Origin of the sequence: Roseibium algae (assembly GCF_037783265.1) — a bacterium.
Lineage (GTDB): Bacteria > Pseudomonadota > Alphaproteobacteria > Rhizobiales > Stappiaceae > Roseibium > Roseibium algae.
The window spans coordinates 1-13,607 of sequence record NZ_JBAKIA010000012.1 but is presented as its reverse complement, the minus strand read 5'-3'; the positions used below and the strand labels follow the sequence as shown (position 1 = coordinate 13,607).

13 protein-coding genes, 1 tRNA gene and 1 pseudogene are annotated in these 13,607 nt (G+C 51.3%); 9 read left to right on the top strand and 6 right to left on the bottom strand.

The features are described from left to right. Positions 1–66: 66 nt before the first annotated feature. The 3 genes from V6575_RS15985 to V6575_RS15975 all read right to left on the bottom strand — a co-directional run bounded on the left by V6575_RS15985 (position 67) and on the right by V6575_RS15975 (position 1,112). On the bottom strand, positions 67–333 hold the full coding sequence (locus V6575_RS15985; RefSeq protein WP_340275726.1) for a hypothetical protein: 267 nt from the start codon (positions 331–333) through the stop codon (positions 67–69). A gap of 33 nt (positions 334–366) precedes the next feature. After that, on the bottom strand, positions 367–864 hold the full coding sequence (locus V6575_RS15980) for a hypothetical protein (protein WP_340275724.1): 498 nt from the start codon (positions 862–864) through the stop codon (positions 367–369). 172 nt (positions 865–1,036) lie between these two features. Further along, a tRNA-Lys gene (locus V6575_RS15975) sits at positions 1,037–1,112 on the bottom strand. 442 nt (positions 1,113–1,554) lie between these two features. Between V6575_RS15975 and V6575_RS15970 the strand changes: the two genes are divergently transcribed. From V6575_RS15970 to V6575_RS15950, 5 genes are all read left to right on the top strand, one after another. After that, complete coding sequence (locus V6575_RS15970) at positions 1,555–1,800, top strand: hypothetical protein (protein WP_340275723.1); 246 nt, start codon at positions 1,555–1,557, stop codon at positions 1,798–1,800. Between the two features lie 171 nt (positions 1,801–1,971). Further along, a complete protein-coding gene (locus V6575_RS15965; RefSeq protein WP_340275722.1) occupies positions 1,972–2,937 on the top strand; it encodes a TAXI family TRAP transporter solute-binding subunit in 966 nt (321 codons plus the stop codon). Between the two features lie 127 nt (positions 2,938–3,064). After that, positions 3,065–5,692 carry a TRAP transporter permease gene (locus V6575_RS15960; RefSeq protein ID WP_340275720.1) on the top strand — a complete coding sequence of 876 codons (2,628 nt, stop codon included), beginning with the start codon at positions 3,065–3,067 and terminating at the stop codon, positions 5,690–5,692. Positions 5,693–5,704: 12 nt separating this feature from the next. Further along, positions 5,705–6,133, top strand: coding sequence for a universal stress protein (locus tag V6575_RS15955; protein WP_340275718.1), 429 nt, complete (start codon positions 5,705–5,707; stop codon positions 6,131–6,133). A gap of 156 nt (positions 6,134–6,289) precedes the next feature. Then, complete coding sequence (locus V6575_RS15950; protein ID WP_340275717.1) at positions 6,290–7,027, top strand: cytochrome c biogenesis CcdA family protein; 738 nt, start codon at positions 6,290–6,292, stop codon at positions 7,025–7,027. 52 nt (positions 7,028–7,079) lie between these two features. Here the strand turns inward: V6575_RS15950 and V6575_RS15945 are convergent, their stop codons facing one another. After that, positions 7,080–7,955, bottom strand: coding sequence for a hypothetical protein (locus V6575_RS15945; protein ID WP_340275716.1), 876 nt, complete (start codon positions 7,953–7,955; stop codon positions 7,080–7,082). Positions 7,956–8,432: 477 nt separating this feature from the next. Here V6575_RS15945 and glmU point away from each other — a divergent pair, with 477 nt between their 5' ends. From glmU to V6575_RS15930, 3 genes are all read left to right on the top strand, one after another. Further along, positions 8,433–9,809, top strand: coding sequence for a bifunctional UDP-N-acetylglucosamine diphosphorylase/glucosamine-1-phosphate N-acetyltransferase GlmU (glmU, locus tag V6575_RS15940; protein ID WP_340275715.1), 1,377 nt, complete (start codon positions 8,433–8,435; stop codon positions 9,807–9,809). A gap of 145 nt (positions 9,810–9,954) precedes the next feature. Further along, positions 9,955–11,781 (top strand): glutamine--fructose-6-phosphate transaminase (isomerizing), encoded by a 1,827-nt coding sequence (gene glmS / locus V6575_RS15935; RefSeq protein WP_340275714.1) that lies wholly within the window; start codon positions 9,955–9,957, stop codon positions 11,779–11,781. Between the two features lie 10 nt (positions 11,782–11,791). Then, positions 11,792–12,250: a GNAT family acetyltransferase gene (locus tag V6575_RS15930; protein ID WP_340275713.1), complete on the top strand. Its 459-nt coding sequence runs from the start codon at positions 11,792–11,794 to the stop codon at positions 12,248–12,250. On the opposite strand, the gene V6575_RS15925 is transcribed toward V6575_RS15930, so the two are convergent. Continuing rightward, positions 12,247–12,621, bottom strand: coding sequence for a YbaN family protein (locus V6575_RS15925; protein WP_340275711.1), 375 nt, complete (start codon positions 12,619–12,621; stop codon positions 12,247–12,249). The two genes, V6575_RS15930 and V6575_RS15925, sit on opposite strands and share 4 nt — an antisense overlap. 147 nt (positions 12,622–12,768) lie before the next feature. On the opposite strand from V6575_RS15925, the gene V6575_RS15920 reads away from it, so the two are divergent. Continuing rightward, positions 12,769–13,485 (top strand): DUF502 domain-containing protein, encoded by a 717-nt coding sequence (locus tag V6575_RS15920; protein ID WP_340275710.1) that lies wholly within the window; start codon positions 12,769–12,771, stop codon positions 13,483–13,485. Positions 13,486–13,494: 9 nt separating this feature from the next. Here V6575_RS15920 and V6575_RS15915 read toward each other — a convergent pair. Further along, a pseudogene (locus V6575_RS15915) lies at positions 13,495–13,607 on the bottom strand (IS5/IS1182 family transposase); the annotation flags it as partial.

Below are 13,607 nucleotides of genomic sequence, written 5' to 3'. Positions count from 1 at the left end.
ATTCAGCAATTAGGGGATGAGCCAGGCCTCTTGCAATATGATCAATGGAAAAGGAGTGGATCATGTTCAATGCAAAGAGGCCTCTTTAACGCTGGAACCATCGCGGAGTTTGTAGATAATCTTCCAGCAAATGAGCGCAGCCAGATCAAAATCTTGATCTTCTACCTCCTGAAGCTGTTCAATGTTGAGTGCATTCTGGAGGGCTTGTTGCAAAACGTCCGCGCCATTTAACATGACAATTTCCCGTTCTATTGCAATTTCACGCTGATGACGAGTGAGAACCGTTGCGGAAGCCAGAATGCGTTTGATTTCGGGATCATCCATGATGCTCATTTAAAACGGCTCCGAGGGTGAACTGAATTGATTTCAGCTGCTTTTACTGTCCTTAGAAAGTCGTTTGTAAAGAACCATCATCAGCTCGGAAAAAGGCCTCGGTTCCAGCTCCAGGCCCGCTGTCTCCAAAGACTGGACGGCAACTTGCCTTACTTTGGCTTGGAGCTTTTTATTGATCATGAGCTCATCGGCCGTCATTTGATGTGTGATGCTGTCGCCATTGATAAGCCAGTCACTGGTTGTGCCGAGTGTTCTGGCTATAGATAACAGGTTTTCTGGAGTTGGGGTTCTAGCCTGTCCAAGTCGCAGGGCGTCGCGAATCAAATTGTCAGGCGCGCCAACCTTACGTGCTGCTTCGACCGCAGAGAGGTCCAAGTCGTCGAGGCATTTGTAAATTCTTTTTTGTATGGGAGAAGGGGCGAGTTTTATGAGGGAATCCGGGCCTTCAGCCTGCGATCTCTTCTGCATAAATACCGCTCCGTCCGTCTTATTATTTTCATACAACTTGGCATATGCGCGTGCGTCGTGCAATGATGTACACGTTATTGATGTATCGGTCGGGGCTAAAATGTATTTAGATTCCAGATCTCACTAAGCATAAATATGCACTTATGCTGATGGTATCAGAGCAGCGCTATGCCGTACAGATTTACCAGCCTATAGGCTAATTTCTTACATCGTATCGTATTTGAAGTGGAGATAGTGGTGAGCCGACAGGGGTTCGAACCCTGGACCTACTGATTAAAAGTCAGTTGCTCTACCAGCTGAGCTATCGGCTCCCAAGTCAGGGAATGGAACAATTAATGCCTCTGGAAGGGCGCGGCGCTTGTTGCCGTGTTCCGAACGTGGCGTGTGTTTATGCCGAGGCGTTTTTAGTTTCAACCCCGAAACTGGATATTTCTATGGATTAATCAATGTTTCCCCGGAATGAAGAAATTGCACTGTAAAAAATGAGGATATCTATGTTAATAATAAAAGTATTAAGATAAAAATTTAATCTATTAAGTGTTTCCGGTTTGTTGAGTTTGTCGTACATAAATTTACCGGAATAGCTTTGCATGGAAAAATTGATATGTTGTTTCCATGCTATTGTTGACATGACACCTGATTTTTTGAGATTTCATCAAATTATGTCTGTGTCCATTGAAGCTTGGAAAATTGAGAGACCTTATGTCCGACAGTTCATTAGATCATTCGGCGGAAACATTAGAACTCGAGTTCATGAGAGGCCATATCGCAGCGACGATGGCGCTTATTCACGGGCTTATAGATCAAGGGGCGGTTGATCGGGACCGGCTCGACACGTTTTTTGCCGGATTTGTATCACAGCTTCCCCATACCCGTGCGACCCTCGGATTGCGCATGGTTATTGACCAGTGGCGTGATAAACTTCGCAGTGGCGAAGAAGAATCCGTGCTTCGCCAGAGAATGTTCGAAGTGATTTCTGGCGGCAAGACTCTAGACTAGGCCATTCAGTCGCGATTTTTATATTGCGGCGCAGTATCAATTTTATGATATAAAATTCCAGTAAGGGTTTCATGATCGCCTAAATTTTGCTTATCTCACACCTTCGAGATGATTTTTATCTCGTGACAGTTTCTTTTGAGGCTGAATAATTCCACAGGTGGAGGTTCCCCCATGAAAATTAAGAGCTTGGCCCTAGGCCTTGCCATGGTTGCTGGCAGCATGAGCGCCGCAAGCGCGGCAGATCAGCAGTTTATATCCATCGGTACCGGTGGTGTGACTGGCGTTTATTATCCGACTGGTGGAGCAATCTGTCGTCTGGTGAATAAAAATCGCAAGGAACACGGCATTCGATGTTCAGTCGAATCGACCGGTGGATCTGTTTACAACATCAACACAGTGCGCGCTGGTGAGCTTGAGTTTGGTGTTGCCCAGTCCGATTGGCAGTATCATGCCTATCACGGCACATCCAAATTTAAAGATCAGGGACCTTTCGAAAAAGAACGGTCTGTTTTTTCCGTTCATCCTGAGCCTTTTACCCTGATCGTTCGCAAGGACACGGGCATCAAGAGCTTTGAAGAGCTGAAGGGCAAAAAGGTCAATGTCGGCAATCCTGGTTCCGGCCAGCGTGCCACGACAGAAGTCGTGATGGATGCGTATGGCATGACCATGGACGACTTTTCTCTCGCAGCTGAGCTTAAAGGTGCCGAAATGGCGCAGGCTCTTTGCGATGGCAAGATCGACGCGATGATCTATACAATTGGTCACCCTGCTGCGGCAATTTCCGAGGCTGCCACTACATGTGATGTTGAGCTGATCTCTGTGACTGGTGCTCCAATCGACAAGCTTGTTGCTGACAACCCTTACTACCGCGTCGCGACCATTCCAGGCGGCATGTACAAGGGCACCGATAGCGAAACGACAACATTCGGTGTTGGCGCCACTTTCATCACATCTGCTGATGTGCCTGATGAAGTGGTCTACACAGTTGTCAAAGGCGTCTTCGACAATATCGATGATTTCCGCGCTCTTCATCCTGCATTTGCAAATTTGAAGCCTGAGGAAATGATCAAGGACGGCTTGTCTGCACCACTTCATCCAGGTGCGGTGAAATACTACAAGGAACGCGGCTGGATGTAATAGCTGCAAACAAGCGCCGGATGGTTGTTTCCATCCGGCGCTTTGCTTTTGTGATTGAAGCTTCTTTGCTGAACCGGGGAGAGTTTGCAGGGAAGCGGCCAAACTTGGCCGATAAGGGGCGGGATTGATGTCTGAAGATATTAAACGCGACAGAGAGGTCGATGTCGACCTCATGGTTGCAGAGGTTGAGAGCGGCGCGCGAAACGCTGCAGGGTTCGCCGGTAAATTTATCCTTTGTCTGGCCTTTGTGTGGTCTTTATTCCAGCTCTACATTGCCTCCAATATCCCATTCGTCCTGAGTGAAAACCTCGGCATCAATTTGGTTGTCAACAACCAGGAAGCGCGCCAGATTCATCTGGCCTTCGCGCTCGCCCTGGCCATGCTTGCTTATCCGCTTTTCAAGACCAGCCCGCGCCACAAGGTGCCTGTATATGACTGGGCGCTGGCGGTGATTGCAGCGGCGTCCTGTCTTTATCTGCTCTATTTCAAGAACAGCATTTCGGACCGTGCCGGTTTGCCAACAACGGCTGATTTGGTTTTCTCAGCCATAGGCATGATCAGCTTGGCGATTGCAGTCTATCGCGCGCTTGGTTTGCCTTTGGTGATTGTATCGTCGGTTTTCGTATTCTACGTGTTTTTCGGTCACCTTTCGATCATGCCGGATGCCATTCAGTGGAAGGGCGCGTCTTTTGGAAAGGCAGCCTGGCATTACTGGATGCAGACCGAAGGTGTGTTCGGCGTCGCGCTCGGTGTTTCCGCATCGATGATTTTTCTCTTCGTGTTGTTTGGCTCGTTGCTGGAGAAAGCTGGGGCAGGGAACTACTTTATCAAGCTGGCATTTGCGCTGCTGGGTCATCTGCGAGGTGGACCGGCCAAAGCTGCAGTTGTCGCCTCGGCGCTGTCTGGGCTTTATTCGGGCTCTTCCATAGCAAATGTTGTGACAACCGGCACTTTCACAATTCCCCTGATGAAGCGAACTGGCTTCAAGCCGGAAAAAGCAGGCGCGATTGAAGTTGCCTCTTCAACAAATGGTCAGTTGATGCCGCCAGTCATGGGCGCTGCGGCCTTCTTGATTTCCGAATTCACCGGCGTTGCGTATCCGGAGTTGGTCAAACATGCGTTTTTGCCTGCGGTGATTTCCTATATCGCGCTGGTTTATATCGTTCATCTTGAGGCTCTCAAGCTTGGCTTGGTGGGTTTGCAAAAGCCAACAACGACCATGACTGTCGCCCGCAAGCTTTCCGGCGTTCTGCTTGGGTTTATCCTGATGGGTATCCTTACTGGTGCTGTTTATTATGGGCTTAGCTGGATAAAAGTCGTGTTCCCCGGAATGACTTTTGCCACGGCGGTTGGTCTGTTTGCGGTCGCCTATGTGGTGCTCTTGTCAGTTGCCGCCAAGTATCCGGATCTTGAAGTTGATGATCCAGAAGCGCCGATGGAAGTTTTGCCACGGGCTTGGGACGTTGCGGTCACAGGATTTCACTTCCTGCTTCCAATCGTGATTTTGATCTGGTGCATTCTGGTGGAGCGCCTGTCCCCATCGCTGTCTGCCTATTGGGCGACTGTTTCGATGATCACCATTGTTCTCACTCAGCACCCGCTCAAAGCCCTCTTCCGTAAAACCGGCAGCTTGAATAGCGGATTTAGTGCTGGTTGGCAGGATTTTGCCGACGGTATGATTGCCGGTGCGCGTAATATGATCGGCATTGGCGTTGCGACAGGTGCTGCGGGAGTGATCGTCGGCACGGTGTCGCTGACTGGCCTGCATCAGGTGGTTGGTGAGTTTGTCGAGTTCCTCTCGGGCGGCAACCTGATGGTCATGCTGTTCCTGGTCGCTGTCATGAGTCTGATCCTGGGCATGGGACTGCCGACGACAGCCAATTACATCGTCGTGTCTTCACTGATGGCACCGGTTATTGTGTCCGTAGGCGCGCAAAGCGGGCTGATCGTTCCGCTGGTCGCAGTGCATCTGTTCGTGTTCTATTTTGGCATTCTGGCAGATGATACGCCGCCTGTCGGGCTGGCTGCCTTCGCAGCAGCAGCGATCTCGAAGGGCGATCCGATCAAGACAGGTATTCAGGGGTTCACTTATGATATTAGGACTGCCCTTCTTCCATTCCTCTTCATCTTCAATACAGAACTTCTGCTGATCGATGTTGGCCCGCTGAAAGCGGTGTTTGTGTTCATTGTGGCTGTTGTGGCGATGATGCTGTTTGCGGCCGCGACGCAGGGATATTTCTTCGCCAGAAGTCGGCTTTGGGAATCGCTGCTCCTGGTCGTGATTTCCCTGACCCTGTTCCGTCCAGGGTTTTGGCTGGACTATATCGAACCGCCATTCGTCGATCGCCCAGGCACTGACATTGTGGAACTGGCAGAAGACGTGCCCCCAGATGGGACATTGCGGATTGTTATGCGCGGCCCGGATTATAATAATTCCAATAAGATCAGTTATCTGACGGTTGTTCTCCCGCTCGGGGAAAAGGCTGATGGTGCAGCGCGTCTTGATAAGGTCGGTATCATTGTCTCTGATCAGGATGGCAAGGCTGTTCTTGATGAGCCATTCCCTGGGAAATGGCTCGATCTGAAGGTTCAGGGTCAGTTCGATTATTATGCGGACGTACCCGTTACGATTGAAAAGGTTGAACTTGCGGCAACAGGTCGGTTGCCGAAGGAGATCTTCTATATTCCGGCGCTTCTGCTTTTGGGTGGGATCATCGTCTTGCAACGGCGTCGAACAGACGTGCCAGCGTTTTAAAGGGGTGACCTGATGTACACGTCTATACTGGTTCCAATCGACCTGGCAGAGGAAAGCTCCTGGATAAAGGCGTTGCCGACTGCTGAAGCCATGGCTCGTACCTTCAAGGCGGAAGTCCACGTGATTTGCGTTGTGCCTGACTTTGGAAAATCAATAGTTGGTGGGTTTTTCCCCAATGACTATGAAGGACAAGCGCTCAAGTCGACCGGCGAGGTTTTGAAATCCTTTATCGTTCAGCATGTTGCTGAAGATATTGAGGTCAAAGGGCATATTGCCCATGGCACCATCTATGAGGAAATAAACAAGGCAGCTGACAAGCTGAACTGTGACCTCATCGTATTGTCATCGCATAGACCTGAGTTGAAGGATTACCTTCTAGGCCCCAATGCGGCGCGTGTCGTGCGCCATGCCCGTCAGTCTGTGCTGGTGGTTCGGGACTGAGACACTCTTCAAAAGGCACCTGCGATCAGACGCCTCTCGCAAAGGTGAGGCGCCTGTGTCTTCTTTACATCTCAAATTTGTATAAGAAGACACGATGAACCATATCGCAGTGCCACAGCGGTTTGACGCTCAGGCCGACAATAGAGACTTAACTTAATGTTGCAGGATGTCACCATATGGGGCGCGGTTCTGGCCGGGCTCCTGTCTTTCGTTTCGCCATGCGTGTTGCCCCTTGTACCTCCTTACCTCGGGTTCATCGCTGGGGTGTCCCTAGAACAGTTGGCCGGAGAAGATGATGACAAGGCTGCATCGCGTCGGGTCTTTTTCGCAAGCCTGGCGTTTGTTGCCGGATTTACGACAGTCTTCGTCATTCTAGGGGCAAGTGCCAGCTTCATTGGCCAGTTCATCACCCAGCATATCCAGTTTCTTGGCTATATTGCAGGGGCCGCCATTATCGTGATGGGACTGCACTTCCTCGGAGTGTTTCGCCTGGGGCTACTCTACCGGGAAGCGCGGGTTCATGTTGAAAAAAAGCCCGCGGGTTTCTTTGGAGCTTATCTGATCGGTTTGGCGTTTGCCTTCGGCTGGACACCTTGCATCGGGCCCGTTTTGGCCGCTGTGCTGTTTGTTGCAGGATCCGAAGATACAGTGGCTCAGGGCGCAATCTTATTGTGCGCCTATGCGATAGGCTTAGGGATCCCGTTTCTGCTTGCTGCGCTGTTTGCGCGGCCGTTTCTCGGTTTCATGAAGAGATTCCGCAAGCATATGGGGCTGGTTGAAAAGATCATGGGCGTGGTTTTGATCATCACCGGCGTGCTTTTCATCACCGGTCAGATGGCGGTGCTGTCCTATTGGCTTTTAGAGACATTCCCGGCATTTTCGACGATTGGATAAAATGCCCACACGCCTTTGGCGCATAATCTGATCTTAAAGTAAATTTATGCGTCTAATTTCCTGGCGTTAGACTTGCGACCAGTTTGTCCGCGTCTTCACCCACGAAAAAAGCGGGGTGGCAGGTCTCGGAAATATCAAGCAGCCTGAGGCAAGCAACCATTGCGTCCGCGGCATTTGCGAAGGGGCCAATTAGGAGATCCACTTTGCCTGGCTGGAGTTGCGATGGCGCAACCACGGGCAGCATGTCTTGCATGCGTTCAGAATTCTCTTCCTTGAAGGCTTGCCAGGCGGCTGCGGCCAGCTCCTTCGTATCATATCGTCCAACAACAGCGCCAAAGTCAGATCGTCCTATGGCTGATTTACCGGAACCGGTCGCTTTTCCGGCAGGCTTAGATGGCATGATCATTAACGGCTTAGGTTCTGGTTCTTCCTTCGGAATTGCACTCTCATTGATCGAACTGGTTGTTATTTCATCGTCCATAGCATTGGAAGCCGCTACAATTCTTACCGGTTCGTACTGTTTTTTCTGTTGCTTAGGCGCGCCTTTTGCAGATGCTGATGTCAGCGGTCCTATGCCCGTTTCCGGTGCCGGCACAGTATCGATCGTCCTCATCATTTCGGTCGGTTGTTTGGTGCTCTTGGCAGCAGCGGTAACCGCAGGGCGTTTTAGCGGCACCGGTGGTTTGGCGGCTTTTGATGCAGTCTCTTGATCTTGTCCCTCCACAGGTGTGCCGGGAATTGGCTCTGGCGCTGACTTGGAAGGGAAGTTCGTTGAAAGAATGGCTGGCTGGTTTTCAAGCGCTGCCAAGCGTCTGGAATAATTATCGTTTTGTTCGCTCAGCATTCCAAGGCGTCGGCGAAGAGCCACAACTTCGAGCTGAAGTGTCTTGATCTGACTGCTCTCGATCTGATCTGCCGAAGTGATCATATGTCCATTGGCGCTTGCAATAACGCCTAAGGATACGTCCTGACCATTTAAGCCAATCGACCCGGTGTTGCTTATTGGTCCTGTGGGTGGGAGGTGCACTCCTGCAAAACCTTCTGGAGAAGAAGGGGAGTTTTCACCAAAATGATAAGCGCCAAGGCCTAAAATTCCAAAACACATGGCCGCAAATGCCCACGACATCACGAAAACACGCTGAGGATTCAGCTTGTTTTTGACGGTCTCCCGTTTTGATGTTGTGACCTTTTGGTCGGGCACGCTTAGGCAGTCCTAGCTTTTACGAATCTAATAACAAACACTTCACATCTGATCGTATTTACAGTTAACGAACAAGAAACAGCAGGCGATATGCAGTGAGTTCTTCCATTGTCCTGTGGATCGGGCCATATAGGTGTCAGAATCGCACAGGTTGCCTTGAAATTGGGACCTCGTTAGCCGGGTTTTCAGCAGGAATATTGATATATGTCTGAGCGCAGTTTTCTGCCGATTGTTTTGGCCGCTGGTTTGGGGACGCGTATGCAGTCCGAGATGCCCAAAGTGATGCACGAGATTGGTCATTTGCCGATGATCGGTCATGTTCTGAACAGCTTGAAGATGTCTAATGCGGACAGAGTTGCGGTCGTCATCGGTCCTCAGATGGATGCGTTGGAAAAAGTGGTTACTGATCTGTCGCCCAATGTCTCCTGCCATGTTCAAACGGATCGGTTGGGAACCGCTCATGCTGCGTTGGCAGCGCGTGATGCGATGCTGGATCCCGCTGACGATGTGCTGATTTTGTATGGTGATACGCCGTTGGTGACGAGGGAGGCAATCGGCACAGTTCGCGCCGCTTTGGCAGATGGAGCAGATGTTGCCGTCCTCGGTTTCGAAACGAAAAAACCATATGGCTACGGTCGTTTGTTGACGGATGGTGGACAGCTTTTGGCAATCCGCGAGGAAAAGGATGCCACCGATGCTGAACGACGTATTACGTTCTGCAATTCCGGCATCATGGGATTTCGTGGCAAGGTGGTTCTTGAGCTCCTCACATCTATTGGTAACGACAACAAAAAAGGCGAATTCTATCTGACCGATGCGGCAGAGATTGCCGTCGCGCGGAACCTGAATGTTGTGGCTGTGTCTGCCAGTGAGGAAGACGTTCAGGGCATCAATACCCGCGCTCAGTTGTCAACTTGTGAAGCCGTATTCCAACGACGGATGCGCATTCAGACACTGGAAGGCGGGGTCACGATGCAGGCTCCAGATACTGTTTATTTCTCCCATGATACGGTGATTGAACCAGATGTGTTGATTGAGCCAAATGTCGTGTTTGGGCCTGATGTTCATGTAGAACGCGGCGCTGTCATTCGTGCGTTCAGCCATCTGGAAGGCGCCCATGTTGGCTCCAGTGCGACAGTTGGGCCTTACGCCCGACTGCGGCCCGGTGCTCGTTTGTCGGAGGGCAGTCGTGTTGGGAATTTTGTCGAGGTTAAAAATTCCGAAATTGGCGTAGGCGCAAAAGTGAACCATCTCAGCTATATTGGCGATGCAAGTATCGGCGCAAAAAGTAACATCGGTGCCGGGACGATTACCTGCAATTACGATGGCTTCGGCAAGCATAAGACGGATATTGGAGCTGGAAGTTTCATTGGATCCAACTCCACTCTGGTCGCGCCTTTGACACTTGGAAATGGTGTATTTGTTGCCGCAGGTAGTGTTGTCACGGAGCAAGTGTCAGACAATGCACTTGTGATTGGTCGCAGCCAGCAGGTCGAAAAAACGGGCCGTGCAGAAGCGCTTCGGACCCGCTTCAAGGCAGCCAAGGACGCAAAGTCTTCAGGCACTGAACGCGGTAAATGATCTTTTGTTCAGGCGAACATTTTGCCCGCTTGGCACACTAAATCCTCAACTCTTTCTGTCACGTTCTGAAACAGGGTTTGATTTCAGTTCTTTGTGCAGCGTCCGCTAAGGGTGGGCTCCGTTTTCAAGTTCAAGGACATTATGTATGTGCGGGATTGTTGGTATTCTCGGTTTAGGCGATGTTGCGCCTCGGTTGGTTGATGCGCTGAAACGCCTGGAATACAGAGGCTATGATTCTGCCGGTGTTGCCACACTTGAAAACGGCAAACTTGCAAGACGCCGTGCCGAAGGAAAACTTCGCAACCTGGAGGCTGCTCTTGAGAAAACGCCCATTGGCGGAACTTCGGGCATTGGCCATACCCGTTGGGCAACCCACGGCGGCCCAAGTGTCATGAATGCTCACCCGCATCTGACCGGGCATGTGGCGGTTGTTCACAACGGCATCATCGAAAATTATCTGGCTCTGCGCGATGAAATCAAGGCTGCTGGCGCAGATATTCTGACTGAAACAGATACGGAAGTCGTCGCCCATCTGGTCAATGAACAGCTTGCCAGCGGTCTGGCTCCCCAAGAAGCCGTTGCTGCTATCCTGCCACGGCTGAATGGTGCCTTTGCCTTGGCTTTTTTGTTCGATGGCGCAGAAGATCTTATGATTGGTGCCCGCAAGGGGTCTCCTTTGGCCATCGGTCATGGTGACGGAGAATTGTATTTTGGCTCTGATGCCATTGCCCTGTCGCCATTTACTGACCGGATCACTTATCTTGAGGAAGGTGACTGGGCCGTGGCAACGCGCGCTGGCGTGACCATTTACAATGAGTCAAATGAGGAAGTTTGCCGACCGGAGTCCAAGTCATCGGTAACTTCTTCACTGATGGACAAGGGGAATTATCGTCATTTCATGGCGAAGGAAATGCACGAGCAGCCTGAAGTTATTGGTCATACCCTGTCGCGGTATATCAATCCGAGTGCTCGAAAAGCAGCAATTGAAGGCATTGACCTCGTTGATTTTGCAGGCATTCAGCGGATCATTTTGTCAGCTTGTGGCACCGGGTATCTAGCCGCGCTGATTGGCAAATACTGGTTTGAAAAATACGCACGACTTCCAGTGGAAATCGACTTCGCCTCCGAGCTGCGCTACCGTGAAGCGCCGGTGAGCGACAAGGATTTTGCACTCTTCATTTCCCAGTCCGGGGAAACTGCAGACACTTTGGCCGCGCTTCGCTATTGCAAACAGGAAGGTGCGCGGGTCGGATCTATCGTCAATGTGCCCGAGAGCACGATTGCCCGGGAATCTGACGTGTTCTTCCAGACTATGGCCGGTCCTGAAATCTGCGTGGCGTCGACTAAGGCGTTTACTTGTCAGCTTGCGGTTCTGGCCGCGCTTGCGGTTCAGGCCGGCCGTTTGCGCGGTGTGTTGAATGAAGAGCAGGAAGGCGCTCTGATTGACACCTTGGCGAGTGTTCCTGGTTATGCAGTTCAGGCGCTGAAGTGTGAATCTGCGATTGAACCACTTGCCCATAAGTTGTCACGGGCGACAAGTGCGCTTTACCTGGGGCGTAATACCAATTTTCCGCTGGCGCTTGAGGGCGCGTTGAAGCTGAAAGAGTTGTCCTATATTCACGCAGAAGGCTATGCGGCTGGCGAATTGAAGCACGGTCCGATTGCCTTGATTGACGAGACCATGCCGGTTGTTGTGCTTGCTCCCTACGATGGCATTTTCGAAAAGACTGTATCGAACATGCAAGAGGTCGCAGCTCGCGGCGGCAAGATCATTCTGATCACCGATCAGAAGGGCGCTGATGCTTCGGTCGACACCGAAAAGGATCTAATTGTTCTGCCGGATGTGCCGGATTTCATCGCACCGATCATTTACGCTATCCCAGTGCAGTTGCTAGCCTATCACACGGCGGTCTTCATGGGCACTGATGTTGATCAGCCCCGTAATCTGGCCAAATCTGTCACTGTGGAATAGGTTCGCTCACATGAGCTTGACGAACGACTACAAGGTCCGTGCTTTTGAAGCTGAAGATCGTCAGGACGTCATTGAACTGTGGCAGGCCTGTGAGCTGACACGCCCTTGGAACGATGCAAACAAAGACTTGGATCGCATGCTTGGCGATCCGGTCGGGAAACTTTTTGTCCTGACGCGGGGCAAACAGGTTTCAGATCAGGTTCCGACTCTGATTGGGACTGTCATGGCAAGCTATGATGGTCATCGCGGTGCGATTTACTATCTCGGCATTCATCCAGACCATCAAAGTTCCGGTGCTGGCAGGGTGCTGATGGCGCATTCGGAATCTTATTTGAAAGATCTGGGTTGTCCCAAGATCAATCTGATGGTGCGCAGCACCAACCTAAGTGTCATCCAGTTTTACAAGAAACTTGACTACTCAGAAGAGCCGGTTGTGGTAATGGGAAAACGTTTGATCCCAGACATCTAGTCGTCGGTCTTTGGATGGGATGGACGGCTGGCAACAAAGGCGGCACACGCCAGAATAACCGCACCCGCAGTCAGGGCAAGCCATAGCACAGGGTTGGCTGTGACGTAGAAGACAACGTAACCTATGGTCATGCCACCTAGCGCGAACAGCTTGGCTTTCGGCGGGATGACACCGTGATCGCGCCAATTGCGCACAGAGGGTCCGAACCTGGGGTGTGCCAGGATTCGGGCTTCCAGCTCTGGAGAGGACTTGGCAAAACAACCGGCTGCCAGAATGAAGAAGATTGTGGTGGGCAGCAATGGCAGTACGGCACCGATCAATCCGATGGCGACGAAACCAATCCCTAGAACCTTGAATGTGGTGCGCCGCAAAGGGCTGCCTCCAATTGATGCAATCGAGCCTGCGGATCGCGTAAAATTTAATATACCAATGGGATATCGCAGCGCATCCTGAAACACTATGTAATGGACAGTGGACAGGAATGCGATGGCGTTTCTGCGAAGACTGAGGATAATTGCATGAAGCGGGATCAATCGGGCGATGAGCCAATAAGCTCTGTCGCGCACAAAAGCCGGTTTACGACGCGCATGCGTAATTACCTGCTGACCGGATTGGTAATAACCGGTCCAATCGGAATTACCCTGTGGCTGACATGGACGCTCATTCAATGGGTCGACAGTTGGGTCAAGCCATTCGTACCGCACGACTATAATCCAGACACGTACCTACCGTTTCCGGTGCCAGGGTTCGGTTTGATTGTTGCGATTTTGCTGCTGACGATTGTCGGTTTTCTTGCCGCTAATTTTCTCGGCCGCAGCTTGCTGTCCCTTGGGGAGGCGATTGTCAATCGCATGCCGCTGGTGCGAAATCTCTACAGCGGCCTGAAACAGATCTTTGAGACCGTTCTTGATCAGCGCGGGACGTCGTTTTCCAAGGCTGCTTTGATAGAATATCCGCGCAAAGGCTTGTGGGCCATCGTCTTTATTTCAACGGAAACAAAAGGCGAGGTGGCGGCCAAGTTGAAGGGGCGGGCGGATACCGTGTCTGTGTTTTTGCCAACAACCCCCAATCCGACATCCGGATTCTTGTTGTTTGTCCCACGTGGGGATGTAATCGAATTGGACATGGGCGTCGAAGACGCTGCCAAACTGGTCATCTCTGCGGGTCTGGTGAACCCGCACTACCCTGAAATGCTCGAAGATCATATTCCACAGCAGATGCCCCAAAAGCCCTAGGCTTCAGACTCATAACCAGTAGCAGACGGTCGCTGCAAGGCAGAGGGACGACATAAAGTTCTTGGCGTTTCGGTCATATCGAGTTGCGATCCTGCGAAACTCCTTGAGCCTGCCGAACATCC